Origin of the sequence: Agromyces sp. GXS1127 (assembly GCF_050565425.1) — a bacterium.
In the GTDB taxonomy this organism is placed as follows: domain Bacteria; phylum Actinomycetota; class Actinomycetes; order Actinomycetales; family Microbacteriaceae; genus Agromyces.
Window position 1 is genome coordinate 277,533 of the sequence record NZ_JBOCIG010000006.1, and the last position, 21,191, is coordinate 298,723.

Genomic DNA, 21,191 nt, shown 5'->3' on the forward strand with positions numbered 1-21,191 from the left:
ATGCGCGCCGCCGTCTCGATCGGGCTCCCCGGAACCACCGCCCCGGAGACGTTGCGCGCGCTCGCCCCGAGGCTCGAGCGCCTCGGCTTCGACGGCCTGTGGCTGAACGACGTGCCCGGCGGCGACTCGCTCGACGGCCTCCGTGTCGTCGCGGAGGCGACGGAGTCGCTCCACCTCGCGACGGGCGTCATCCCGATCGATCGGCGACCGATCGCGAGCCTCGACCTCGCCGGCATCCCCGCCGATCGCACGACGTTCGGCATCGGATCGGGCGGCGCGCAGCATGCGGTGGCCGTGATCGGCGACGCGATCGCCGAACTCCGATCCCGCACCGACGCCGGTGTCGCGGTCGGCGCCCTCGGCCCGCGGATGCGTCGCCTCGCCGCCGAACGGGCCGACGCGGTCGTGCTGAACTGGTTGACGCCGGCGACCGCGGCGGACGCGATGGCCGACCTCCGCCGCGACGCCGGAGATCGAGCCGGGCAGGTGCGCGGCGTGCTCTACGCGCGCACCATCTCGGACGGGGCCGCGCGCGGGGCGTTGCAGAAGGAGGCCGACCGCTACGGCACGTACGCGAAGTACGCCGCCAACTTCGCACGTCTCGGCATCCGGCCCATCGATGCGACGATCAACCGCGAATCCGCCCTGCATGCCTACGACGGCATCGTCGACGAGGTCGTGCTCCGGGCGATCACCGTGGGCGGCACGCTCGAGGAGCTCGAACGCTTCGCCGAGACCGCCGCGGAGTGGCGTGCGAGCGCGCCCGACGCCTGAGGTGCCTGCGGGTCGGGTGCCTGCCGGACCCCGCCCCTGATCGTCGTCGGCGCGCGGGGGACCATCGGCCGGCCGCTGCGTCGTCGGCACCGCGCTCGGCGAGGGTGTCGGGTTCCTCGTGCCCGTCACCGGGTTCGCCCTCGCCGATGGCGCACGCCGCCCCGGTCGTGTTCGCCCTGTTCGCGGCATCCGGTGTGCTCATGGCCGTCACGATGTCCGTCGCGACGGGCCTCGGGCTCAGGCGGATGCTGCGGGGCTGACCGGGGCGCGCCCGCCGCAGCTCCGCCGGGACGCGGGGCAGCATGCGGGCACGCGAAGACCCCGGCGCGGCGACCCTCTCGGGCCTGCCGCTCAACCGGGGATGATCAGGAGCGGTGGGACCCGTCGTCGTGGACGTAGGAGTCGTCGTCGGCGTACTCCGCCCACTTCGACATCTCTTCGTCGGTGTGGTCAGGATGCGAAGCCGTGAGCTCGCGCTCGAGCGCGCTGTAATCGGTGGCCGGGCTGAAGTACTTCAGCTCCCGAGCGACCTTGGTGTGCTTGGCTTTCTGACGGCCGCGCCCCATGCGTGACCCCCTTACGACGTCTGGCCGGATGGGATGGACGTCACCCGGCTCTTTGATATGAACAATCCCGGCTGGTAGTTTACCACCGCCCCGGCGCCGGTTCGGATGCCACGGCGGCGCTGTGGAGGCGCTGCGAGCGCCCACAGGTGGCCCGGAGCACCCCTCCGGACGTGGTGGGATGGTGGGGTGGATGCGATCCCCGACCGCGTGAAGGTCGCGGTGATCGGCGCCGGACAGGCGGGGCTGTCCGTCGCCTATTACCTGCGACGCTTCGAACTCGTCGCCGACGAGGACTTCGTCATGCTCGATCGCGCCCCCGGACCCGGTGGCGCGTGGCAGCATCGTTGGTCGTCCCTGCGCCTGGGCTCGGCGCACAAGGTGAACGACCTGCCGGGCATGGGGGAGCTCGGCCTCAGCTTCGAGACCGCCGACCGCACGCTTCCGGCCAAGCAGGTCGTCGCGGACTACTACGGCAGGTTCGAGGAGCACTACCGGCTGAACGTGCACCGGCCCGTCGACGTCCGTCGCATCACCAACGACGGCGTCGACCTGCGGATCGAGTACGAGGACCTCAGCCCGCAGCCGACCGAGGAGCTGAAGAGCCGCGGGTTCTTCGGGCGGCGCCGGAAGACGTTCGAGGCGGCGGCACCGCCGCCCGCACCGCGCGGTGAGCTGCGCGCCCAGTTCCTCGTCAACGCGACCGGCACCTGGGGTTCGCCGTTCGTTCCCTTCTACCCGGGCATGGGCGACTTCCGCGGCCGGCACCTGCACACGTCCGACTTCACCTCGGCCGAGGAGTTCCGCGACCAGCACGTCGTGGTCGTCGGGGGCGGCACCTCGGCGATCGGGTTCATGCTCGAGCTCGACGGCGTGGCATCCGGCCTCACCTGGGTCTCGCGCCGTCCGATCGACTGGCTCGATCGGCAGGAGCTCGACCTCGAGGGCGCATCGGCCGCGGTGTCGCGCCAGGACGAGGCGGCCCGCGCGGGGCGCGCGCTGCCGTCGATCGTGAGCGGCACGGGCGTGCCCAAGAACCGGCGCATCGCCGCGGGCATCGAGCGCGGCCTCCTCGTCGCGAAGCCGATGTTCGACCGGATCGAGGCCGATCGCGTGGTCTGGGCCGACGGCACCGAGGCGAAGGCCGACGCCATCATCTGGGCGACCGGGTTCCGCCCCGAGCTGCGGCACCTCGCGCCCCTGAAGCTCCGCGAGAAGGCCGGCGGCGTGACGGTCGGGCAGGGTGCGGCCTGGCACGACCCCAGGATCTTCCTCGCCGGCTACGGCCCGCAGGCGTCGACGATCGGGGCCAGCCGCGCCGGGCGCATGATCGCGCGGCAGATCATGGCGATGATCTGACGGCCGCGACGAGCCCTACCCTCGCACGAGCAGGTACGTCCCGAACGCGGCGGCGATGCCGAGCGCGAGGGTGACGAGCACGTTGAGGATCGCCGCACGCCAGCGGCCGCCGTCGGCGAGCTCGATCGTCTCGACGCACCACGTGCTGAACGTCGTGAGGCCGCCGCAGAACCCGGTGACGAGGATCAGGCGCACGTCGTCGGAGAGGGCGGCCCGCTCGGCGAGCCCGATGACCGCGCCGGCGACGCCGGACCCGACGACGTTGACGACGAGGATGCCGCCGGGCAGGTGCCCCGGGCGGACCGGGTAGGCCTTCGAGAGCAGGTACCGGATGACGGCGCCGACGGCGCCCGCCACGAGGACGGCGGTGACGACGAGCGCGCTCACAGCGTCGCCCCGTCGTCGGTGACCTCGGTCGGCATGGGGCGATGGGCGAGCGCCGACCCGAGCTTCAGGCCGGCCGCCGCGAGCGCGAGTCCGGCGATGAGCGAGACCCCGAGGTAGAGCGCGGCGAGGGCCGTCGCCGCCTCGCGATCGAGGATCGCGACCGCGCCCATCACCGCGGAGAGCGTGGTGAACGAGCCGATCAGCCCCGACCCGACGCCCGCCTTCAGCCACGCGGATGCGGTGGGCCTCGTCCAGAGCCCGCCGGCGAGCCAGCCGAGGACGAACGTGCCGACGAGGTTCGCGATGAGCGTCGACCACGGAAAGGCGTCGTCGGCGTGCGGCAGCGCGGTGTCGAGCGCGAGCCGGAGGCCCGTGCCGACGAGACCGCCGACGAAGACCGCGAGGGAGGGGGGCACCCGTCGAGGCTACGCCGTGGCAGCCTCGCCGGGCGGCAGCACCCACACGTTCGAATCGAGCCAGGTGCCCTTCGGGTACTCGAACTCCTCGACCCGCTCGAGCACGAACCCCGCGCGGCGGCACAGCGCGTTGGACGCCTCGTTGTCGACACGCGGGTACGCCGCGATCGGGCGGGTCGCGTCGACCGCGCGCGCCGCCTCGATCAGCAGGGCGAGCGCCGCGCGTGCGACGCCCCGGCCCTGGTGGGCGGCCTGGACGGTCCAGCCGATCTCGAACATGCGGCGGTCGCCGTCGTCGTGAGGCCAGAAGCCGATCGCGCCGACGCCCTCGGGATGCTCGGGAGTGACGATGGCGTACATCTGCGACGAGCCGTCGCGCCATCCGCGCAGGTACCTCGCGTGCCGCGCGACGAGCTTCTCGTCGCTCTCGGGGCCGCCCAGGTGCTCCATGAGCTCGGGCGCGTTGTTGCGCACGAGCAGGTCGAGGTCGTCCGTCGACCAGGGGCGCAGCGCGACATCCGTCATGCCCTCATGCAAGCGGATGCCGCCGACATTCGCGACCCGCCTGCGCGACCTGCGAGCCTCGCGCGCTCAGCGCTGCGCGAGCTCGCGCAGCACCTCGGCCCGCACGTCGGCGAGCCGCGAGCGCAGCAGCGCGACCGTGTCGCCGTTCACCCTGCCGCGGTTGGCCTGGTTGCGCAGCTCGAGCCGGATCTGCTGGCGGAACTCGGTGATCGCGAGGTCGGCCTCGTGCATCGCACGCGTCGACTCGGCGCTCGGCTGCGCGGTGGCGCTCGTCGTGGTCGCCGCCTTCTTCGCCTCGCGCGCCGCGGTCGCGAGCTCGGCCCGGAGGCTCCGCATCGCCGAGTCCACCTCGGCGCGGACGCCCTCGGCGAGGCGACGCACCGAATCGGTCACGTCCTCCTCGATGGCGTCGAGCTCGTGGCGACGCGCGTCGAGTTCGGCCCGGCCGGCGTCGGTGATCTCGTACACCGACTTGCGACCGTCGGTCCGCTTGGCGACGAGCCCCTCCTCCTCGAGCTTGGCGAGGCGCGGGTAGATCGTGCCGGCGCTGGGGGAGTACGTGCCACCGAACCGGTCGGACAGGGCCTGGATGAGCTCGTACCCGTGGCGCGGTCGCTCCTCCAAGAGCGCCAGCAGGTACAGGCGCAGGTTGCCGTGGGCGAAGACGGGCGGGGTCATGCGGATGCCTCGGAGGCGTCGTCGTCGCGGGGGGTGGTCGTGGCGGCGGACTGGCGCCGGATGACGGAGATGTCGCCCGAGACGCTGTTCGCGCCGAGGTCGAGCCAGACGCCCTCGAGGTCGCCCGTCACGCGCTCGAAGCCCTTGCCGAGCGTGCCCTTGATCTGGGTGTCGTCGAGGAGCAACGAGCCGCTCACCGTGTTGACGCGGTAGCGGGCGCCGCTGCCGGCGTCGAAGCGCACCGTCAGGTCGCCCGACACGGTGTTCGTGTCGATGCGACTCGGCGTACCCCGGACGTCGAGGATCATGTCGCCCGACACGGTGTCGGCCTTGAACGAGGAGACCTCGCCCGTCACCGTGATGTCGCCCGACACCGAGTGGGCGGTCACGCGCCCGCGGTGGTCGCCCACCGAGACCTCGCCCGACACGGTCGAGCACTCGACGTCGCCTGCATGGTTGTCGATCACGAGATCGCCGTTGACCGAGCTGAACTTGCCGTCGTCGTCGAAGCCCGAGACAAGCGCCTCGCCCGAGACGATGCCGAGCTTCATCACGACGTGTCGCGGGGCGAGGATCGAGACCTCGGCGCGCGCCTGGCTGCGGAAGCCCTTGAAGACCTCGAGGAAGTTGTCCCACCGCAGCTGCGGGTGGTCGATCTCGAGCGAGTCGCCGTCGATCTGGATCATCAGGTCCTTGCCGGTCACGCTCGCGATCTCGACGCGGGCGCCGGGCTCGTCGTGCGCGATCACGTCGACCTTGCCGCCGATCAGGCTGACCTTGAGCTTGCGGACGAGCTCGAGGTCGATGACCCGGGACTCTCCGGGGTTCACGACCCACTTCTCGATGGCCATGTGCATGCTCCTTCTGCTGGTGTTGAACTCACGATATATCGCGTTCCGGATCGAGTCAAGATATATCGCGTTTGGATCGACCCCTCCGCGCGCCGCGGCATCCGCTTGACCTTGACGCTGCGTCAAGTTCTACGGTGGAGCTCGTACGCAGGACAGGAGAGGAGGCGCCGATGGACGCGCGCGGACGGGACTGGTCGATCCAGGAGATCGCGAAGCTCGCCGGTACGACGAGCCGGACGCTCCGCCACTACGACGACCTGGGCCTGCTGCCGCCGAGCCGGATCGGCGGCAACGGCTACCGGTACTACGACCGCGCCGCGCTCGTGCGGCTGCAGCGCATCCTGCTGCTCCGCGAGCTCGGCCTCGGACTCCCGGCGATCGCCGACGTGCTCGCCGGCCAGACCGGCGAGGCGCGCGCGCTCGGGGGCCACCTCGCGTGGCTGCGGAATGAGCAGGACCGGCTGGCGCGCCAGGTCGCGTCGGTCGAACGGACCATCGAAGCACTGGAAGGAGGTGAGGAGATCATGGCGAAGGACATGCTGGACGGCTTCGACCACACGCAGTACCGCGAGGAGGTCGAGGAGCGCTGGGGTCGTGACGCGTACGCGTCGAGCGACCGCTGGTGGCGCGGCATGAACGACGACGAGCGCGCCGCGTGGAAGGAGCGCAGCGCCGCGCTCGGGCGCGACTGGATCGCGGCCGCCGAGTCGGGCGTCGCGCCGGACTCCGCGGAGGCTCAGGCGCTCGCGAAGCGCCACGTCGAGTGGCTGACGGGCATCCCGGGCACGCCGGCGGGCACGCCCGGCGGCGATGTCAAGGCGTACGTGCTGGGTCTCGGCGAGATGTACGTCGCCGACCCGCGCTTCGCGGCCAACTACGGCGGCGAGCCGGGCGCGACGTTCGTGCGCGATGCGCTGACGGTGTTCGCAGAGGCGAGCCTGTAGGCGCTGCCGCAGAAGACGACGGATGCCGCGGGGCACGAGCCTCGCGGCATCCGCTCGTCTCTCGGCCGTGCCTCTGCGAGCCTGCGTCAACCCACGTCGCAGCGGGAGGCCAGGCCGGCGATCGCCGGCCCGAAGCCGGTACCGGCGAAGCCGCGGATCTCCGCGATCCGCATCGCGATCGCGCCCGGGTCGCCGGTGGCCTGCGGGACGAAGATCTGCCCCACGCACGAGGCATTGGGGCTCGGTCCGGACTCGGCCGCCGTGGCCGGGGCCGCGAGCCCGATCGTGCCGATCACGGCCAGGCCGGTCGCCCAGAGGGCGATGGATCGTGTGCGCATGTGTTCCCCCTTCTGCTCTCGTCGCGAGGGGGTGCACGCTGATCGGAACGACCCCTCTCCGCGACGGCTGGCGCACACGCTAGCAGGGCGGAGCGAGTTCTCCGTATCCCTCGAATCGGGGGTTTGACAGGGCCGTCGGAGAGGCTGCCGAGCAGGGTCTCGACGGTGGCCGGACGTGGATCGGCGTTCAGGCCTGCGCGGGCGTGGCGCCCGTGGCGGGACGCGGGATGTCCCGCCCCCGCGCCCCGCGGCGGACCGCACGTGCGTCCCGCGCCGTGCCGCCGGCCGAACGCCGGACCGCGAACAGCGGGATCGTCCATCCGCAGAGCGGGCCGATGAGCAGCGCGAACGCGAGCGTGCCGATGCCGACGTTTCCGCCGAGGAGGAAGCCGGTGACGAGCACGGTCACCTCGATGCCGGTGCGGACGATCCAGATCCTCCAGCCGGTTCGGCGGTGCAGGCCTGTCATGAGGCCGTCCCGCGGCCCGGGGCCGAAGTGGGCGCCGATGTAGAGGCCGGTCGCGGCGGCGAGCACGAGGATGCCGCCGAAGAGCATGACGATCCGGAGCCAGAGGTCGAGCCCGGTCGGGATCATCCAGAGGGAGAGGTCGGCGAAGGGGCCGACGAGCAGGGCGTTCATGAGCGTGCCGAACCCGGGTCGCTGCCGGATCGGGATCCAGAGCAGCAGCACGATGCCGCTCGTGATGACGGTGATGAGGCCGAAGCCGAGTCCGGTCTGCTTCGCGATGCCCTGGGTGAGCACGTCCCACGGCGCGACGCCGAGCTCGCCGCGCACGATGAGCGCGATGCCGAGCCCGTAGAGGTACAGGCCGACGACGAGCTGCACGAGGCGGCGCCCGAACAGGAGCGCGGAGTCGGCGGTGCGAGGGAGTCGGAACGGCATGGTGGCAATCCAATCTCCGAATTGGCCTTTCGGCAAGAAGCCAATTCGCCTAAAGTGGCCCGCACCATGGACGCCAACCTCAGCGCCCGCGCCCTCGAGACCCTCCTCGGCGCCTGGCGCGGCGACGGCGGCAGCGCGTATCGTGCGCTCGCCGACCGCATCCGCCTGCTCATCCTCGACGGGCGGATCCCCGTCGACACCCGGCTGCCCGCCGAACGCGACCTCGCCGAGCGGCTCGGGCTCAGCCGCACCACCGTCACGGCCGCGTACCGCGAGCTCCGCGAGCAGCGCCTGCTCCGGAGCATCCGCGGTTCGGGCAGTGTCGCCCGACTGCCAGGTGCGCCCGCCGTCCTCCCGGTGCCGCCGGCCGCCGAGTACATCGACTTCTCGAAGGCCGCGCTGCCCGCCCTGCCCTGGTTGGCGGATGTCGCGCGCGACGCGGTCGAGGACCTCCCCATGCACCTCGGCGACTCGGGCTTCGACCCGATCGGGATCCCGCAGCTGCGGGCTGCCATCGCCGATCGCTACGCCGCGCGCGGCCTGCCCACCGACCCCGAGCAGGTCATGGTCACGCTCGGTGCGCAGCACGCCATCGCACTGCTCTCCCGCGCCCTCGTCGGCCGCGGCGACCGCGTGCTCATCGAGGCGCCGACCTACCCGCACGCGTACGAGGCGCTCCGCGCCGCGGGGGCCAGGCTGGTCACGGTTGCGACCGCGCCGCACGACGACGGCCCTGACGGGTTCGGCGCGGGCGACGAGGCGGGCGACCTCGTGCGCGCGATGGGCCACGCGAACCCGGTCGCGGCCTACCTCATGCCCGACTTCCACAACCCGACCGGGCGCTCGCTCGGCGCCGAGGCGCGCGAGCGCGTGCTCGACGCCGCCGCGCGCCAGGGCACGGTCGTCATCGCCGACGAGACGACCGCCGAGCTCGACATCGACCGCGGCCTCGACCTGAAGCCGCTCGCGGCGTACGGACCGGCGGTCATGGTCGGGTCGGTCGGCAAGACCGTGTGGGGCGGCGTGCGCGTCGGCTGGATCCGGGCCGACCGCCCGCTCATCAGGCGGCTGCTCGCCGTCCGCTCGCCGGGCGACCTCGGCACGCCGATCCTCGAGCAGCTCGTCGTCGCGCGCCTGCTCGCCCGGATGGACGACATCCTCGACCTGCGTCGCGAGCAGCTGCGCGCCGGCCGGGACCACCTCGAGCGCCTCCTCGCCGACGCCTTCCCCGGCTGGCACGTGCCGCACGTCGACGGGGGCATCGCGACGTGGGTCGGCCTCGGCGCCCCGGTCAGCTCGCAGCTCGCGCTCGCCGCGCGCACGCAGGGGCTCATCATCGCCGCCGGTCCGCGGTTCGGCATCGACGGCGCCTTCGAACGGTTCCTGCGCCTGCCGATCTGCTACGACGACGAATCGACGGATGCCGCGGTGCAGGCGCTCGCGCGCGCGTGGGGGGCGCTCGCCCGTACGCCCGTGCCCGACCAGAGCGTCCTCGCCGCGGTCGTGTAGCGCTGGCCACCGGGGGACGCGGCGAACGTTCACCTTCCGGCAATCCGGGGTTCGCCGGGCGCGGCCAGAGTGAGGCGCGTCCCGTGTCCTCCAGACCGAAGGTGATCCATGCTCTCCACCCGTCCCCGCCGCCGGCGCGCAACTGCGCCGATCCTCGTCGGCGTCGTCGCCGCCGGCTGCCTCGTCGCCGGCCCGGCCGCCGCGCTGCCCGTCCGCGCGGCCGTCGTCGACGCGCCCCTCGAGGTCGTCGCCGACGACGCCGCGCTCGTCCTCTCCCCCGTCGGCACCTACGAGACCGGCGTGTTCGACGAGTCGGCCGCCGAGATCGTCGCCTCGTACGACGGCCGGCTCTACGTCGTCAACGCCCGGGCCGGGCTCGTCGAGGTGCTCGACGTCAAGAAGCCGTCGAAGCCGAAGAAGGTCGGCGAGGTGCAGGGCGACGGCATCGCCAACTCGGTCGCGATCCGCGCCGACGGCCTCGGCGTCGTCGCGATCGAGGACGCCGACGACAAGACGGCACCGGGCCACGTCGTCTTCTTCGACGCCACGAAGAAGAAGCCCCGCGTGCTCGGCTCGGTCGAGGTCGGCTCCCTGCCCGACATGGTCGCGATCTCGGCCGACGGCACCCGCGCGGTCGTGGCGAACGAAGGCGAGCCGGCCGACGACTTCTCGAGCGACCCCGAGGGATCGGTCGCGGTGATCGACCTTCCCGACACGGTTGCGGCTGCCATCCAGGCGGACGTCCGCATCGCGGACTTCCACGAGTTCGAGGAGGGCGGCTCGAAGACCCTGCCGGAGGACGTGCGCGTCTTCGGCCCCACGCCCGAGTCCGACCTCCCGGTCTCGCGCAACCTCGAGCCCGAGTACGTCGCCGTCGACGGCGACACCGCGTACGTCGCACTGCAGGAGGCGAACGCCTTCGCCGTGGTCGACCTCGACTCGGCCACCGTCGAGGAGATCCTGCCCCTCGGATTCGTGGACCACTCGCAGGCCGGTCACGGCATCGACGCGTCGGACCGCGACCCGCAGGGTGCGCCGATGTTCGCCATCCGCACGTTCGAGGGCCTGAAGGGCATGTACCTGCCCGACGGCCTCGTCGCGTATCAGGCGGCCGGCGAGACCTACCTGGTCTCGGCGAATGAGGGCGACGCACGCGAGTGGGGCGACTACGTCGAGCCGGCTCGCGTGAAGGACCTCGGGGACGACGGACTCGCGCCCGTCTGCGAGACGAGCCCCGCCGCGGCGCTCACGGGTGACGCCGACCTCGGACGGCTGAACGTCTCGACCGCGATGGGACTCAGCGAGGACGGTTCCTGCTACGAGGAGCTCTACGCCTTCGGATCGCGGTCGTTCTCGATCTGGACGACTGACGGCGAGCAGGTCTTCGACTCGGGCGAGGACTTCGAGCGCATCACGCACGAGGCCGCTCCCGAGTTCTTCAACTCCAACCACAGCGAGTCGAACCTCGAGGGGCGCAGCGAGGACAAGGGACCGGAGCCCGAGAGCCTCGCGATCGGCGAGGTCGACGGGCGCACCTACGCGTTCATCGGCTTCGAGCGCGTCGGCGGCGTCGTCGTCTACGACATCACCGACCCGACGGATGCCACGTTCGTGACCTACCTCAACAACCGCGACTTCTCGGTCTCGGTCGAGGACGACGGTGTCGAGCTGCTCTCGGAGGCGGGCGACCTCGGCCCGGAGGGGCTCACCTTCGTCTCCGCGGAGACGAGCCCGACCGGCGAGCCGATGCTCGCCGTCGCGAACGAGGTCTCGGGCACGACGACGCTCTTCACGATCGACACGATCTCGTAGTCGGCGCGCCGGCGGCGCCCGGCGGGAGAAGTGACGGGGCGGTGGGACGATTTCCCACCGCCCCGTCCGGTCGCGACCCCCGGGCGCGACCGACCGTGCCGCGGCCCGAATGTGCGGCACGGGGGATCGTGGGGCGGCATCGCCGCCGACGGCGGACCCGGCGCCGGTAGGGCGGCGCCGGGCCATCACCGGATCAGCGGCGCAGTGCGAACCGCCGCACGCCGACGAGCAGGCCGCCCGTCAGGAGCAGGAACAGCGCGAGCCGCTCCCAGAACCCGGAGTCGATCCCGGTCGATGCGAGCGACCCGGCGCCGGTCGCGATGGACGCGGTGCCCACGGATGCGAGCGCCGCACCGGAGCCCTTCGAACCCGAGCCGTCCGAGCCGTCGCCGCCACCCGGCGTGCCGGGCGTCGTCGGGTCGGCCGGGTCGGTCGGGTCGGTCGGGTCGACCGGGTCCGTCGGGTCGACCGGATCCGTCGGGCCGCCCGGCGTCACGACCGTGGTCGAGCCCTCCGAGTGGGAGTCGCCGATGACCGAGACGGCGTTGCCGCCGATGGTGATCGGCAGGGACAGGTCGGGCAGGATCTGCGTGCCGCCGAGGATGGAGTCCTCGCCGGAGGTCCAGGCGTCGCCCGAGCCGGATCCGGACCCGCTGGTCACCTCGGTCGTGGCGTCCTCCGAGTGGGAGTCGCCGATGACCGAGACGGCGTTGCCGCCGATGGTGATCGGCAGGGACAGGTCGGGCAGGATCTGCGTGCCGCCGAGGATGGAGTCCTCGCCGGAGGTCCAGGCGTCGCCCGAGCCGGATCCGGACCCGCTGGTCACCTCGGTCGTGGCGTCCTCCGAGTGGGAGTCGCCGATGACCGAGACGGCGTTGCCGCCGATGGTGATCGGCGCTGACACGTCGACGATCGCCTGGCTTCCCGAGCCGATGCCGTCCTCGCCCGAGGTCACGGCAACGGGTTCCGCGGAGGCCGCGTCATCCGTCACGACCTCGGTCGTGGCATCCGTCGATTCGGAGTCGCCGATGACCGACAGCGCGTTGCCGGCGATGGTGACCGGCAGGTCGATCGAGATCCCGACCTGCGTGCCGGAGAGGATGCCGTCCTCTCCGGTCGATTCCGTGGCGTGCGCGACGCCGGCTCCGAGGAGCATGAGCCCCCCGGTGAAGAGGGCCGCGGTGAGCGCCCTCGAGACGTACGTGTGCATGGTGAATGCTCCTGACTGGTTGGGTGTGATCCGCTCGCGGGCGCGAGCGGCGACCGTGTCCGCCTGCGGGCAGGCGGGACGGCACCCGTCAGTCAGGGGTGGTGTCGGTGTCGTAGACCGGCGACGACGGCAGAGCGTCGTCGACCGCGGAGAGCACCAGCGACGCGAGTGCGTCGAGTTCGAGGGCTCCGAGTCCGGCGTCGGACCCGGAGGCGGTTCCGGAACCGGAACCGGAAGCGCTGCTGCCGCCTGCGGGCGCGCCCGACCCGAGCGGCGCCTCGGCGCCGCGGGGGGTATTCGACGGCGCGAGCGTGCCGCGGGAGGCCGCGGGCGGCCCGACGTCGAGTGCGGCGACGGATGCCACCGCCCCCACGTCGTCGGCGAGCGTCGGCGCTGAGCCCGGCGGCCCCTCGGAGGCGCGCCCTGCCGTGGCATCCGTCGCCGTGGCGTCACCGGGGCCGGGCGGCACGACCGCCACGGGATCGTCGGCTCCACCCGGGAGCGGGAGCGACGGCAGGAGTCCGTCGTCGGGGAGCGGCCCGAGGTCGCCGACGACCTCGTCGAGCGTGTCGTCGACCACGCCGACGACCGGCCCGAGGAGCCCGCCGAGGGTATCGTCGCCGAGCACCGGACCGACGATCGGCAGCTCGCCGACCACGCCGTCGAGCGTGTCGACGAGCGGCGTCGTGATCGCGCCGACCGGGGCGGAACCGACGACCTCGGCGACGAGTGCGCCCGTCTCGGCCACGGTCCCGGTCACCACGGCGTCGACGGCGTCGACCGTGCCGGCCGTGGCATCCGCCGTCGTCTCGACCACGACGGGAACGGCATCGTCGACCGCCCCGCTGACCGGTTGGACCACGGGATCGAGCGGCGCGGGCGTCGCCTCGTCGACCGTGTCGACCACGGTCGAGGTCGTGGGCACGACGGCCGAGACGACGGGCTCGAGCACGGGCTCGACGACCTCGTCGACGACCCCGCCGACCGTGTCGTCGACCACGCCGACGACCGAGCCTACGGTGCCGAGCAGGCCGTCGGGCCGCTCGTCGGCGGAGGCGCTCGACGGCGAGGCGACGAGGCTCACGACGACCCAGGCGGCAGCGAGGCCGGTGCCCACGAGGAGGGCGCGCACGAGCGGAGCCGTGCGGTCCACCGCGGCCGTTCGCATCCGCACCCCCATGGCGTCTCGGACAGGCGTCGTGGTCAGGACCATACCCCGAACGGGGGTCGAGGGTCCACCCCCGTCACCGGCGCTTCACAGCTTCCCGTTATCCGGACGGACCCGTCCGCTGCGAGAATCGACCCCATGTCCCTCCTCGCGAAGCTCAGCATGCGCAACCGCGCGCTCATCGCGCTCGTCACCGTCGTCGTCGCCATCTTCGGCGGCATCGCGCTGAACGGGCTCAAGCAGGAGTTGGCCCCGTCGATCCAGCTGCCGCAGCTGTCGATCATCACGGCGTACCCGGGCGCGTCGCCCGATGTCGTCAATGCGGATGTGTCGACGCCGATCGAGACGGCCATCCAGGGCATCACCGGGCTCGAGTCCACGTCGACGACGAGTTCGACGGGCGTGTCGCGCGTGGTCGCGAGCTTCACGTTCGGCACCGACCTCGCCTTCGCGGAGCAGAAGCTGCTCTCGTCGGTGAACCGCATCGCGCCGACCCTTCCCGAGGACGTGGACCCCCAGGTCGTCGCGTTCAGCTTCGACGACCTGCCGGTGGTCGCCATCGCGGTGACGGGCGCCGATGACGTGTCGACCCTCTCCGACGAGATCACGCGCACGACGCTGCCCGAGCTGCGCGACCTCGACGGCGTGCGCGACGCCGCCCTCATCGGCGACCGCGGTCAGCGCGTGGTCATCACGCCGGATGTCGCCGAGCTCGCCCGGTACGGGCTCACGACGCAGGCCATCCGCGACGCGCTGCAGCAGAACGGCGTGCTCCTCCCGGCCGGGCAGATCACGGAGGGCGACTCGACGTTCGCCGTCCAGGCCGGGACGCGCCTCGGCAGCGTCGAGGACCTCACGGCCCTGCCGCTGATCGGGGCGACCGAACAGCAGCCGGTCGTCGACGGTGCGCTGCCGGACGGCACCCTGCCGGACGGCACGGGCACGGACGGGACGGGGACCGACGGCGCCGACGGCACCGGGACCGACGGCGCCGACGGCACCGGGACCGACGGAACCGGAACGGACATCGGCGCCGGCACGGGCACCGGCACCACCATCCCCGGCGTGGACGGCACGACGCCCACGGTCGCCGTTCCCGTCGCGCTCACGGTCGGCGACGTGGCATCCGTCGAACTCACCGAGAACCCCGAGACCAGCATCTCGCGCGTGGACGGCGAGCCGGCGCTCGCGATCTCGGTCACCAAGCTGCCCTCGGCGAACACCGTCGAGGTCTCGAACGCCGTCGCCGCTGCGCTGCCCGACCTGCAGGCGTCGCTCGACACGACGAACCCCGGCGTCGAGTTCACCGTCGTCTTCGACCAGGCGCCGTACATCGAGCAGTCGATCGAGTCGCTCGCGGTCGAGGGCATGCTCGGCCTGGTCTTCGCCGTGCTCGTGATCCTCGTGTTCCTGATGTCGGTCCGCGCCACGCTCGTCACGGCGATCTCGATCCCGACCTCGGTGCTCATCACGCTGATCGGCCTGCAGGCCGCCGACTACACGCTGAACATCCTCACGCTCGGCGCCCTCACGATCTCGATCGGACGCGTCGTCGACGACTCGATCGTCGTCATCGAGAACATCAAGCGGCACCTCGTGCAGGGCGTCGACAAGGCGTCGACGATCGTGCATGCCGTGCGCGAGGTCGCGGGGGCGATCACCGCGTCGACGATCACCACGGTCGCCGTGTTCCTGCCCATCGCGCTCGTCGAGGGCGTGACCGGTGAGCTGTTCCGACCGTTCTCGCTGACCGTGACCATCGCGCTGCTCGCGTCGCTGCTCGTCTCGCTCACGATCGTCCCGGTGCTCGCCTACTGGTTCCTGAAGCCCGCGAAGCCGCGCAAGGGCCAGACCGAGGCGGATGCCGCGGCGGAGGCCGCGTTCGTCGACGAGGTGCAGGTCGCGCCCGGCGCACCCGTGCCGGCCGCGGCGACGGCGTCGCCCGCCGCGTCGCCGTCGCTGTCGAGCGACGAGGTGTGGCTCGCGCCCGAGCTCCGCGACGCCGACGGCTCGACCGGGCTCCGCCACGCCGGCCCCGCGACATCCGTCGCCGAGGCCGAGCCTGCGGGCGCGACGGCCCCGGCGGCCGTCCCGGCGTCCGGCGTGCCGGGGGACGAGCTCGAGCACCCCTCGCGGCTGCAGAAGGGCTTCCTGCCGATCCTGTCGTGGACGCTCCGGCACTCGATGGTCACGATCATCGTCGCGGTGCTCGTGCTCGGCGGCACGGTCGCCCTGGCGCCCTTCATGAAGACGAACTTCCTCGGCGACAGCGGGCAGAACACGTTCAGCGTCGCCCAGGAGCTGCCGGTGGGCTCGAGCCTCGAGTACCTCGCCGAGAAGGCCGAGCCCGTCGAGGCGGCGATCAGCGGCGTCGAGGGCGTCGAGACCGTCCAGGTCTCGATCGGCACGTCGACCGGCGGCGGCGCGCTCGCCGCCTTCGGCGGCTCGGGCAGCACCGTCACGTACAACGTGACGACCGACGAGGACGCCGACCAGACGGCCCTGCAGGCCGAGGTCCGCGACGAGCTCGAGGCGCTCGAGGACGTCGGCGACGTCACCCTCACTACCCAGAGCGGGTTCGGTGCGTCGAACGACATCGAGGTCGACATCACCGCCTCGAACGAGGAGGACCTGCGCGCGGCCACCGATGCGGTGGTCGACGAGCTGTCGGGCCTCGACTCGCTGACCCAGGTCACCTCGAACCTCGAGGCGTCGCAGCCGTACGTCGCGATCGACGTCGACCGGGCTGCGGCGGCCGAGGCCGGCTACTCCGAGGTCGCGCTCGGCAGCGTCGTGTCGGCCGCGATGCAGCCGCAGTCGGCGGGCTCGATCGTGATCGAGGAGCAGACCCTCACGATCTATCTCGTCTCGGACGAGCCGCCCACCTCGCTCGACGGGCTGCGCGCGCTGGAGGTGCCCACGCCGACCGGTACGGTGCGGCTGGACGAGCTCGCCACCGTCGAGCAGGTCGAGGGACCGTCATCCGTCACCACCGTGCAAGGGCTCCGCAGCGCGACCGTCGCCGCGACCCCGTCGGGCGACGACCTCGGCACCGCGAGCGCCGAGGTGCAGGCCGGGGTCGCCGCGGCCGACCTGCCCGAGGGCACGTCCGCGTCGCTCGGCGGCGTCACCGCCGACCAGCAGGAGTCGTTCGCGCAGCTCGGGCTGGCGCTGCTCGCCGCGATCCTGATCGTGTACGTGGTGATGGTGGCGACGTTCCGGTCCCTGCTGCAGCCGCTGCTGCTGCTCGTGTCGGTGCCGTTCGCGGCGACCGGCGCGATCCTGCTGCAGGTGATCACGGGCATCCCGCTCGGCGTCGCCTCGCTCGTCGGCGTGCTCATGCTCGTGGGCATCGTGGTGACGAACGCGATCGTGCTCATCGACCTGGTGAACCAGTACCGGGACCGAGGCATGACCGTGCGCGACGCGCTGCTGCACGGCGCCTCCCGCAGGCTCCGGCCGATCCTGATGACGGCGCTTGCGACGATCTTCGCGTTGCTGCCGCTCGCGCTCGGCATCACGGGCAGCGGCGGGTTCATCTCGCAGCCGCTCGCGCTCGTCGTGATCGGCGGCCTCCTGTCGTCGACCGTGCTGACGCTGCTGGTGCTGCCGGCCCTCTACGACCTCGTCGAGGGCGGTCGCGAGCGTCGCCGCGCGAAGCGCTCGGCGAAGCAGGATGCGTCGGGGGAGCCGGATCGCGTCGAGGCGCCCGTCGTCGCGGAGCCCGTGCCCGCGGGCGCCGCCGGAGCCGTGCTCGGGGGTGCCGCCGCCGGGCCCGCGGTTGCGACATCCGGCACCGATGCGGCTCCCGCCGACGCTCGGAACGACGACGAGGGCGCCGACCCGCAGGTCGACCATGCCGACCCGCGGTCCGACCACGCAGACCCGCGCGCCGACGACGCCGACCCCGCAGCGCCCGGGAAGCCGGTCGACTGACGCAGTGCGACCACGACCGCGCGACCTACAGTGAACGCGTGGTCGTGGTCGATGCGGTGATCCTGATGGGCGGTCGCGCCGAGCGCCTCGGCGGGATCGCCAAGGGCGACCTCCGCGTGGACGGTCGCACGCTGCTCGAGCGCGTCGTCGGGGCAGCCGGCGGCGCACGACAGCGGGTCGTCGTCGGCGAGGTCGGCGCGTCGGCGCTGCCGCCCGAGGTCGCGGTGGTGCGCGAGCAGCCCGCGTTCGCCGGCCCGGCGGCCGCGGTCGCCGCGGGCGTCTCCGCGCTGCCGCCGGACGGCGACGCCGTGCTCCTGCTCGCGGGCGACCAGCCGTTCGTCGGGGAGGCGATCGGCCCGCTCCTCGCCGCGTTCGAGGCCTCCGATCCCGAGGAGGTCGACGGTGCCATGGCGGTCGACGGCTCCGGCCGCGTGCAGTACCTGACCTCGGTCGTGCGGCGACGGGCGCTCGACGCGGCGATCGCCGCGACCGTGCCGCTGGAGGGTGCATCGATGCGGCGATTGGTCGCCGCGTTGCGGATGGTGGACGTTCCGCTGCCCGGACGCGCCACCATGGACGTGGACACCTGGGCCGACGCACGCGCCGCCGGCGCGACCGGACCGACGGAGGGGATGACGACATGACCGACGAGGGCGACCTGCACCGCGTGCTCGCCGACTGGGCGGACCGCGTGCGCGAGGAACTCGACATCCCGGATGCGCCGCTCGACCTGGATCGCGTGCTCGGCGTCGCCGGCGTCGCGGCGCATGCGGTCGTCCGGCCGGCGGCCCCGGTCACGACCTACCTCGCCGGCTACGCGGCCGGGCTGGCCGCGGCATCCGGTACCGACGCGGGGGCGGCCGCGGCCGACGCGCTGGATCGCGTCCGTCGCCTCGCCGGCTCGTGACCGACGCCCTTCCGTGGTCGGAGGCGCGGGCCAGGGCTCGCGCCGCCGCCCCGGAGGCGAGGCCCGAGCGCGTGCCGCTCTCCGCCGCTCTCGGGCGGATCCTCGCCGAGTCGTTGGCGACCGCCATCCCGCTGCCGCACTTCGCATCGGCCGCGATGGACGGTTGGGCCGTGCGCGGACCGGCTCCGTGGCGCGTGCAGGGGCGCGACGAGGGGGTGCGGGCGCTCGGGCCGGGTGAGGCCGTCGAGATCGTGACCGGTGCCGTGATTCCGGATGGCGCGGACGCCGTGCTGCGCGCTGAGGCCGGCCACGTCGTGGGCGACGTGCTCGAACCGGTCGGCGCGATCGGCCTCGACGACGTCCGGGGGCGCCGGCACATCCGCCCGGCCGGTGCCGAGGCGGCGGCGGGTGACGCCCTGCTCGAGGCCGGCGCCATCCTGACGCCGCCGCGCATCGCGCTCGCTGCGGCGACCGGCGTGAACGACCTGCCGGTCGCGCGACGCCCCAGGGTCGCGCTCGTGCTCACGGGCGACGAGGTCGTCGAGGAGGGGGTGCCGCGGGCCGGCCAGGTGCGCGACAGCTTCCGCGTCGCGCTGCCCGCGACGCTCGAGGCACTCGGCGCCGAGGTCGTCGCGACGCGCCGGGTCGGCGACGACGAGCGGATGACGCGGCGCGCGCTCCTGGACGACGACGTCGACCTCGTCGTGACGACGGGGGGCAGCGGCCGGTCGAGCGCCGACCACGTGCGTGCCGCGCTCGCCGCCGAGGGCGCCGGGCTCATCGTGCCCTGCATGGCGACCCGGCCCGCCGGGCCGACGCTGCTCGCGCGCGCCTCCGACCGGCTCGTCCTCGGCCTGCCGGGCAATCCGCTCGCGGCGATGCTCGGGCTCGTGACGCTCGGCGCGCCGCTCCTCGCCGCCTGGACGGGAACGCCGGAGCCGACCCGCACGGTCACCGCCGGCACGGACCTGCCCGGTCGTGCGGGCTCGACCGGTCTCGTGCCCGCGACGCTCGCAGGCGCATCGACCGCATGGACCGCATGGACTGCATGGACCGCATCGACCGCCGCGACCCCGGCCGATTCGGCTTCCGGTCCCGGCGCCGGTCCCGGCACCCACCCGTTGCCGGGCCTCGTCGCCGTCCCCGTGGCACACGTCGGCTCCGGCATGCTCCGCGGGTTGGCCGTCGCCGACGTCGTGGTCGTCGTCCCGCCCGCCGGGGTCGACGCGGGGACCCCCGTCCAAGCGCTCGCGCTGCCCTGGACGACCTGACGTCGGCGTCGTGCGGACGCCGACGGCCGCCGCCGGAGCGGTTCGCCCGCGGTTCACCGAACCTTCACCGACCCGTCGCACGGTGCCCACCCCGCGGCATCCGCCCACTCCGTACGGTCGTTGCATGTCCATCGAGGTGCCGCTCCACGAGCGGGTGCACGACACCCTGCGCGATCGCATCGGGCGCGGCGACTGGTTCGCGGGCATGCGGCTGCCGAGCGAGGCGGCGCTGTGCCGCGAGTTCGGGACGAGCCGCGGTCCGGTGCGCCGGGCGCTCGCCGTGCTGCGCGAGGAGGGCTACGTCGTGGGCGGACGAGGTCGCCCGCCCCTCGTCGGACGCGTCGTGCCGACGCAGCCGTTCTCGACGTTCACCTCGTTCACCGAGTGGGCGAGGGCGATCGGCCGCGAGCCCGGTCAGCGCACGCTCGAGGCGGGCACGCGCCCGGCGCCGTCGACCGTGGCGGGGTTCCTCGGCCTCGACGAGGGCGCAACGGTGACGCAGGTCGTGCGCGTGCGACTGCTCGACGGCGTGCCGACCATGGTCGAGCGCAGCTCCTTTCCGCCCGAGATCGGCGCGCTGCTCGACGACCTCGACTGCGACCGGGGATCGCTGCACGCGCATCTCGTCTCCCGCGGGGTCGACCTCCGGCGGGCGCGGCACACGATCGACGCGGTCGCGGCGAACCCGCTCGACTCCGAGGTGCTCGAGGTCGACGCGGGCAGCCCGCTCCTCCGCGAGCGTCGGATCACGTTCGACTCCGGTCGCCGGCCCCTCGCCTATGCCGACGACCGGTACCGCCCGGAGCTCGCCACCTTCACGATCGAGAACGAGGTCGACCGTCGCACGCCGCTCACGCGTTCCCATCCGGTGGAGGCGGTTCGATGATCACGTTGGCCGTCCTGGCGTTCGAGGGCGCGGTCGTCAGGCGGTCGACGGATGCCGCGGCGCCGCCGCTGCTCGTCCGCGGCGTCGAGGCGACGCTCGCCGAACTGCGTCGACGGGGCGTGCGCGTCGCGCTCGTCTGCGAGGGCTCCCACGACGTCGGGACCCGCCTGCTCGACCGGCTCGGCTGGTCGGTGTCCGAGGACCTGCGTGCGCCGCGGTCGGTCGATGCCGTCGTGGCCGTCGACGACGTGGCATCCGCCCCGCCCGCGCCCTTCGCCGTGCACCACGCCATGGAGCTCACCGGAACGCTCGACGTGCGCCAGGTGCTGGTCGCCGGCGACTCGATCGCGATGCTCGAGGCCGGCCGGGCCGCGGGCGCCGGATGGATCGTGGGCGTCCTGAGCGGATCGGCGCGCCGACCCGAGCTCGAGTCGGTGCCGCACGACGCGATCCTCTCGGACCTCAACGACCTCCTCGCACTCGCGGTGCCCGCGGCTCCCGCGCGCTGAGGTCGGTACGCTCGCGCCACGCGACGCCACGCGACGTCCGTCTGATTGAGGAGCCCTCAGCGGGCAGTTTGTCGGGGCGGGCCTCCGCGCATCGACCCGGTCGGGCGGTACGAGGTTCGCTCGTGCGGCTCGGACGTCTCGAGCCGCACCGCTGGAGGACCGGCTATCGGTCACGCAGCTTGCGGTGGACCACACGTCCTGTCGCCAGACGCCGAGTTCAGCGGCGCGCGACCTCGAGCTGCCG

The 21,191-nt window shown here is 73.1% G+C and carries 21 protein-coding genes; 11 read left to right on the plus strand and 10 right to left on the minus strand.

Annotated features, from left to right (window positions below; genetic code table 11):
- Positions 1-774 (plus strand): LLM class flavin-dependent oxidoreductase, encoded by a 774-nt coding sequence (locus ACQ393_RS13115; protein ID WP_430647291.1) that lies wholly within the window; start codon positions 1-3, stop codon positions 772-774.
- Positions 775-1,139: 365 nt separating this feature from the next.
- On the opposite strand, the gene ACQ393_RS13120 is transcribed toward ACQ393_RS13115, so the two are convergent.
- Positions 1,140-1,340 (minus strand): DUF3073 domain-containing protein, encoded by a 201-nt coding sequence (locus tag ACQ393_RS13120; protein ID WP_430647292.1) that lies wholly within the window; start codon positions 1,338-1,340, stop codon positions 1,140-1,142.
- A gap of 186 nt (positions 1,341-1,526) precedes the next feature.
- Between ACQ393_RS13120 and ACQ393_RS13125 the strand changes: the two genes are divergently transcribed.
- Positions 1,527-2,696, plus strand: a complete 1,170-nt coding sequence (locus tag ACQ393_RS13125) for an NAD(P)-binding domain-containing protein (RefSeq protein WP_430647294.1) — start codon at positions 1,527-1,529, stop codon at positions 2,694-2,696.
- A gap of 15 nt (positions 2,697-2,711) precedes the next feature.
- Here ACQ393_RS13125 and crcB read toward each other — a convergent pair whose 3' ends face one another.
- The 5 genes from crcB to ACQ393_RS13150 form a co-directional block, all read right to left on the minus strand.
- Complete coding sequence (crcB, locus tag ACQ393_RS13130) at positions 2,712-3,083, minus strand: fluoride efflux transporter CrcB (protein ID WP_430647295.1); 372 nt, start codon at positions 3,081-3,083, stop codon at positions 2,712-2,714.
- Complete coding sequence (locus ACQ393_RS13135; RefSeq protein ID WP_430647296.1) at positions 3,080-3,499, minus strand: FluC/FEX family fluoride channel; 420 nt, start codon at positions 3,497-3,499, stop codon at positions 3,080-3,082. The genes crcB and ACQ393_RS13135 overlap by 4 nt, the downstream gene beginning before the upstream one ends.
- Positions 3,500-3,508: 9 nt before the next feature.
- A complete protein-coding gene (locus tag ACQ393_RS13140) occupies positions 3,509-4,024 on the minus strand; it encodes a GNAT family N-acetyltransferase (RefSeq protein ID WP_430647297.1) in 516 nt (171 codons plus the stop codon).
- A gap of 66 nt (positions 4,025-4,090) precedes the next feature.
- Positions 4,091-4,702, minus strand: a complete 612-nt coding sequence (locus ACQ393_RS13145) for a PadR family transcriptional regulator (RefSeq protein WP_430647298.1) — start codon at positions 4,700-4,702, stop codon at positions 4,091-4,093.
- Complete coding sequence (locus ACQ393_RS13150; protein WP_430647299.1) at positions 4,699-5,553, minus strand: DUF4097 family beta strand repeat-containing protein; 855 nt, start codon at positions 5,551-5,553, stop codon at positions 4,699-4,701. The genes ACQ393_RS13145 and ACQ393_RS13150 overlap by 4 nt, the downstream gene beginning before the upstream one ends.
- A 170-nt stretch (positions 5,554-5,723) precedes the next feature.
- Here ACQ393_RS13150 and ACQ393_RS13155 point away from each other — a divergent pair, with 170 nt between their 5' ends.
- The gene (locus ACQ393_RS13155) at positions 5,724-6,497 is read left to right on the plus strand and encodes a MerR family transcriptional regulator (RefSeq protein WP_430647300.1); all 774 of its coding nucleotides are present in this window, start codon (positions 5,724-5,726) and stop codon (positions 6,495-6,497) included.
- Between the two features lie 86 nt (positions 6,498-6,583).
- Here the strand turns inward: ACQ393_RS13155 and ACQ393_RS13160 are convergent, their stop codons facing one another.
- Positions 6,584-6,835 carry a hypothetical protein gene (locus tag ACQ393_RS13160; protein ID WP_430647301.1) on the minus strand — a complete coding sequence of 84 codons (252 nt, stop codon included), beginning with the start codon at positions 6,833-6,835 and terminating at the stop codon, positions 6,584-6,586.
- Positions 6,836-7,022: 187 nt separating this feature from the next.
- Entirely contained in the window at positions 7,023-7,739 is a 717-nt protein-coding gene (locus tag ACQ393_RS13165; protein ID WP_430647302.1) for a YczE/YyaS/YitT family protein, read from the minus strand.
- Between the two features lie 66 nt (positions 7,740-7,805).
- Here ACQ393_RS13165 and ACQ393_RS13170 point away from each other — a divergent pair, with 66 nt between their 5' ends.
- Together ACQ393_RS13170 and ACQ393_RS13175 are read left to right on the plus strand one after the other, a co-directional pair.
- Positions 7,806-9,248 carry a PLP-dependent aminotransferase family protein gene (locus ACQ393_RS13170; RefSeq protein ID WP_430647303.1) on the plus strand — a complete coding sequence of 481 codons (1,443 nt, stop codon included), beginning with the start codon at positions 7,806-7,808 and terminating at the stop codon, positions 9,246-9,248.
- A 108-nt stretch (positions 9,249-9,356) separates the two neighbouring features.
- The gene (locus tag ACQ393_RS13175) at positions 9,357-11,060 is read left to right on the plus strand and encodes a choice-of-anchor I family protein (protein ID WP_430647304.1); all 1,704 of its coding nucleotides are present in this window, start codon (positions 9,357-9,359) and stop codon (positions 11,058-11,060) included.
- Between the two features lie 193 nt (positions 11,061-11,253).
- Here ACQ393_RS13175 and ACQ393_RS13180 read toward each other — a convergent pair whose 3' ends face one another.
- Together ACQ393_RS13180 and ACQ393_RS13185 are read right to left on the minus strand one after the other, a co-directional pair.
- Positions 11,254-12,270: a chaplin family protein gene (locus tag ACQ393_RS13180; protein WP_430647305.1), complete on the minus strand. Its 1,017-nt coding sequence runs from the start codon at positions 12,268-12,270 to the stop codon at positions 11,254-11,256.
- Between the two features lie 88 nt (positions 12,271-12,358).
- A complete protein-coding gene (locus tag ACQ393_RS13185; RefSeq protein ID WP_430647306.1) occupies positions 12,359-13,438 on the minus strand; it encodes a hypothetical protein in 1,080 nt (359 codons plus the stop codon).
- Positions 13,439-13,576: 138 nt separating this feature from the next.
- Between ACQ393_RS13185 and ACQ393_RS13190 the strand changes: the two genes are divergently transcribed.
- From ACQ393_RS13190 to ACQ393_RS13215, 6 genes are all read left to right on the plus strand, one after another.
- Positions 13,577-17,374 (plus strand): efflux RND transporter permease subunit, encoded by a 3,798-nt coding sequence (locus ACQ393_RS13190; RefSeq protein WP_430647307.1) that lies wholly within the window; start codon positions 13,577-13,579, stop codon positions 17,372-17,374.
- A gap of 38 nt (positions 17,375-17,412) precedes the next feature.
- Positions 17,413-18,018 carry a molybdenum cofactor guanylyltransferase gene (gene mobA, locus ACQ393_RS13195; protein ID WP_430647308.1) on the plus strand — a complete coding sequence of 202 codons (606 nt, stop codon included), beginning with the start codon at positions 17,413-17,415 and terminating at the stop codon, positions 18,016-18,018.
- Positions 18,015-18,281 (plus strand): DUF6457 domain-containing protein, encoded by a 267-nt coding sequence (locus ACQ393_RS13200; protein ID WP_430647309.1) that lies wholly within the window; start codon positions 18,015-18,017, stop codon positions 18,279-18,281. Before mobA ends, ACQ393_RS13200 begins: the two co-directional genes overlap by 4 nt.
- Positions 18,278-19,552 carry a molybdopterin molybdotransferase MoeA gene (locus ACQ393_RS13205; protein WP_430647310.1) on the plus strand — a complete coding sequence of 425 codons (1,275 nt, stop codon included), beginning with the start codon at positions 18,278-18,280 and terminating at the stop codon, positions 19,550-19,552. The genes ACQ393_RS13200 and ACQ393_RS13205 overlap by 4 nt, the downstream gene beginning before the upstream one ends.
- Positions 19,553-19,676: 124 nt before the next feature.
- Complete coding sequence (locus ACQ393_RS13210; RefSeq protein ID WP_430647311.1) at positions 19,677-20,438, plus strand: GntR family transcriptional regulator; 762 nt, start codon at positions 19,677-19,679, stop codon at positions 20,436-20,438.
- Positions 20,435-20,947 carry an HAD family hydrolase gene (locus ACQ393_RS13215; RefSeq protein ID WP_430647312.1) on the plus strand — a complete coding sequence of 171 codons (513 nt, stop codon included), beginning with the start codon at positions 20,435-20,437 and terminating at the stop codon, positions 20,945-20,947. The genes ACQ393_RS13210 and ACQ393_RS13215 overlap by 4 nt, the downstream gene beginning before the upstream one ends.
- The last annotated feature ends 244 nt before the right edge of the window (positions 20,948-21,191 follow it).

Coding starts and splice junctions, on each gene's coding strand:
- ACQ393_RS13115 (WP_430647291.1), top strand. CDS start 1: ATGCGCGCCGCCGTCTCGATCGGGCTCCCCGGAACCACCGCCCCGGAG.
- ACQ393_RS13120 (WP_430647292.1), bottom strand. CDS start 1,340: ATGGGGCGCGGCCGTCAGAAAGCCAAGCACACCAAGGTCGCTCGGGAG.
- ACQ393_RS13140 (WP_430647297.1), bottom strand. CDS start 4,024: ATGACGGATGTCGCGCTGCGCCCCTGGTCGACGGACGACCTCGACCTG.
- ACQ393_RS13145 (WP_430647298.1), bottom strand. CDS start 4,702: ATGACCCCGCCCGTCTTCGCCCACGGCAACCTGCGCCTGTACCTGCTG.
- ACQ393_RS13150 (WP_430647299.1), bottom strand. CDS start 5,553: ATGGCCATCGAGAAGTGGGTCGTGAACCCCGGAGAGTCCCGGGTCATC.
- ACQ393_RS13155 (WP_430647300.1), top strand. CDS start 5,724: ATGGACGCGCGCGGACGGGACTGGTCGATCCAGGAGATCGCGAAGCTC.
- ACQ393_RS13160 (WP_430647301.1), bottom strand. CDS start 6,835: ATGCGCACACGATCCATCGCCCTCTGGGCGACCGGCCTGGCCGTGATC.
- ACQ393_RS13165 (WP_430647302.1), bottom strand. CDS start 7,739: ATGCCGTTCCGACTCCCTCGCACCGCCGACTCCGCGCTCCTGTTCGGG.
- ACQ393_RS13170 (WP_430647303.1), top strand. CDS start 7,806: ATGGACGCCAACCTCAGCGCCCGCGCCCTCGAGACCCTCCTCGGCGCC.
- ACQ393_RS13175 (WP_430647304.1), top strand. CDS start 9,357: ATGCTCTCCACCCGTCCCCGCCGCCGGCGCGCAACTGCGCCGATCCTC.
- ACQ393_RS13180 (WP_430647305.1), bottom strand. CDS start 12,270: ATGCACACGTACGTCTCGAGGGCGCTCACCGCGGCCCTCTTCACCGGG.
- ACQ393_RS13185 (WP_430647306.1), bottom strand. CDS start 13,438: ATGCGAACGGCCGCGGTGGACCGCACGGCTCCGCTCGTGCGCGCCCTC.
- ACQ393_RS13190 (WP_430647307.1), top strand. CDS start 13,577: ATGTCCCTCCTCGCGAAGCTCAGCATGCGCAACCGCGCGCTCATCGCG.
- ACQ393_RS13200 (WP_430647309.1), top strand. CDS start 18,015: ATGACCGACGAGGGCGACCTGCACCGCGTGCTCGCCGACTGGGCGGAC.
- ACQ393_RS13210 (WP_430647311.1), top strand. CDS start 19,677: ATGTCCATCGAGGTGCCGCTCCACGAGCGGGTGCACGACACCCTGCGC.
- ACQ393_RS13215 (WP_430647312.1), top strand. CDS start 20,435: ATGATCACGTTGGCCGTCCTGGCGTTCGAGGGCGCGGTCGTCAGGCGG.